Origin of the sequence: Methanospirillum sp. (genome assembly GCF_028679455.1) — an archaeon.
Classification (GTDB): Archaea; Halobacteriota; Methanomicrobia; order Methanomicrobiales; family Methanospirillaceae; genus Methanospirillum.
In genome coordinates, this window is sequence record NZ_JAJRBM010000410.1 from 1 (window position 1) to 2,810 (window position 2,810).

The window sequence follows — 2,810 nt, forward strand, 5'->3', positions numbered from 1 at the left end:
TCGCAATTAATAGTATCACCCTGTTATTTTTTGGAGGAGTGGCATCGATCGAAGATCAGGAGACTGATCCCCGGGTCGAGTTCTGGATGGCACTCGCCGGCCCGGCCATGAGTCTGGCTATTGGTCTGATCTGCGGGATGCTGCTTTATGTAACTCCGATGGTTGTTACAGATCCGGCTCTTGCAGGACTGATCATGTATATCTGGGGATATCTTTCAATTCTGAACCTGCTCCTATTCATCTTTAACCTGCTCCCAGCCTTTCCGATGGATGGGGGCAGGGTACTTCGGGCATACCTGGCATTGAGGATGCCCCTCCATCAGGCAACCAATATCGCATCAACCATCGGGAAAGGATTTGCAGTCATCTTCGGGATCATTGGCCTCGTTATCTTCTCACCCATCCTTATCCTGATCGCATTCTTCATCTATATCGGTGCAGGGCAGGAATCAAGTGTCACCAGATACAAGTTTCTTCTCAAGGATGTGAAAACACGTGAAATTATGGCAAAACCGGTTATGGCAGTTCTTCCATCCATGCCACTTACTGAAGTTATCTCCCTGATGTATCAGACCAAACATCTGGGATATCCGGTTATTGATCGTGGTATTCTTGTTGGCATCATCACCCTGACTGATCTCTCCCGGGTTTCATCTATTGACCGTGATGCAATGCAGGTCAAAGATACGATGACCAGAGAAGTAATAACGCTCACACCTGATGCACCGGTTTTTGAGGCTCTCAAGATCATGACCCAGTACAATATCGGGAGGATACCAGTGATCGATAATGGAATTGTGGTAGGGATCATCACCAAATCAGATATTTTCACAGTGATGGAACTGCGGGAGATCTGAACGAGAAGAGATCAGAAGGAAACAACATCCCAGCAGCTCGTTCAAGAGCAACCTGATCCGCAAAAGGGCGTTTGGCAAGGATCCTGATCCGGGCCTGCTTTGATAGGCCGGGAATCCAGGATACTGTTTTTGCAGGTAGTTCATTGATGGGAACCGGCCAGGGAAGACCGGTTACCGAACGCATCCCATGGTCCACAATCACCACACTCATAATTGAGCGGAGCGGGAGTTTTAATGGAACTCCGATAAGTATCGGATACGAACCGAGTTGTCTGCCAAACGAAGTGTCGCCAGATTCTTCAATAATCACCTGATGAAGAACGGTCATTGCTGGATATACCTGACGAAGCATCGGAAGATCAAATCGCTTTCGCACATCTTCCTTAAACTGATGAAAAAGACGATTATCCACCGGTAGATGATTCTCTTCCCAGGCACGGGTTCCCTCAAACGGCATCAGTTGCCTGATGTTCACTCTCCGGACCATGAGATGCTCTTTGATAATCTGATCGAGAAATTCTCGGTTCAGACGATACGTATCAGCAGTCTCTCCGGCAAGTCCATAGATGAAGTTCAGACCGGGAAGGAGGTGAGTAATTCCATGCTCCCTGACACCCCCCACTTCATTAACAATCCGTATCGCGTCCATCACTTGCTCAGGATCCGCCTTCAGATTGTTTGCAGCCACAACCGCAGGATCTGCAGTCTCCATCCCGAATGCAGCAACATCACCAGACGTATGACTATTCACAATAATCGAGAGAGCCTCACGGGAGGCTTCCGGGTGACGAGCAATGGTTCCCGGGTTGATGTTATCGATATGGAGGGTCTGCAGTTCAGGACAAGCAGCATGAATACCATCAAACAATTCTGCAAGAACATCAGGTCTGGGGCGTGGATACTCACCAGAACCTGCCTGGTAGGTGAGCAGATCAGGTTGGCGACCGAGTCTGAAATGATGGATTCCCTGATCTGACAGGGCTGAAACTTCAGCAACGACGCCTGATACTTCCCTGTATTCAGGTTTTCCATAGAACGGTTCGGTGCAGAAAGAACATCCACCCGATTCAGCATGGGAACATCCATGGGACGTCTCAAGTTCACATAGTACGTAGGGATACAACGGGTGTTCTCTGACTATGCCTGCTCCGGCAACTGCCCAACGGTCCTCTTCTGTGTACGAATGAGTGTGTATCTGACCATATCCTGACAATGCAGCATCAAGTGCCTGAGATGGAGAACCGAATAAAAGATGATCAAACCCGAACTCTTCCTGTCTCTTTGCCTTTGCACCTCCACCGGATGAAGTTCCAAAAAGGATCGGCCCTCCAAGGAAGGTTTCAGGTTCCCGGAGTGATGAACCAATCTGACGGATGTCTGCATAACCTGCAGGAGTTCCACCCAGGTATTTACCAGGAACTGTCACCCCTGCAATCATCACGACGAGAGCAGATTTTCCTGCTGCCTGCAGCCAGGCATTATCAGAACGGATCTGGTCGATGGTACAGTACCTTACGGCATACGAGTGAGAAGTCAGCACCCCGGCTACAGTTCTAATGTATGGTGAAATATAAGGGGGAACGCCAAGACAGGCTGGTTCATCCACGTACCCGTCGATAATCCACGCTTCAGCAGTCATATCCAATATCAGTCAGGAGCCTTCGTGCCCAGATCAGTTTTCCTCGTTTCATCGGTGATACCGCAGGATCATCACAATCAAACCCGAGGAGCGTTATGGAAGATGCCCCACATTCCCGGGCCATATATACCGCTCGATCACCATCAGAAAAACCACCGAAGTTATGAATATTTTTCACCGGCCTGCCTTGAGTTGTCATGACCAATGGACCTGAAAATCGGGGAATCCAGTTCTGGAGCCGGGGAATATTGTCTCCATGTGCATGCACTACCAGGATGGTTCCGTTTTTGTTCAGTTCACAGGCATAATCGTCA

The 2,810-nt window shown here is 49.1% G+C and carries 3 protein-coding genes; 1 reads left to right on the plus strand and 2 read right to left on the minus strand.

Annotation, left to right across the window (positions count from 1 at the left end; all coding sequences use genetic code 11):
- The coding region (locus LUQ50_RS13995; RefSeq protein ID WP_300040723.1) for a CBS domain-containing protein at window positions 1-857 on the plus strand (857 nt) is incomplete at its 5' end.
- Here the strand turns inward: LUQ50_RS13995 and LUQ50_RS14000 are convergent.
- Window positions 829-2,496, minus strand: coding sequence for a radical SAM protein (locus tag LUQ50_RS14000; RefSeq protein WP_300040725.1), 1,668 nt, complete (start codon window positions 2,494-2,496; stop codon window positions 829-831). The two genes, LUQ50_RS13995 and LUQ50_RS14000, sit on opposite strands and share 29 nt — an antisense overlap.
- The coding region (locus tag LUQ50_RS14005; protein WP_300040727.1) for a 6-hydroxymethylpterin diphosphokinase MptE-like protein at window positions 2,486-2,810 on the minus strand (325 nt) is incomplete at its 5' end. The genes LUQ50_RS14005 and LUQ50_RS14000, both read right to left, overlap by 11 nt.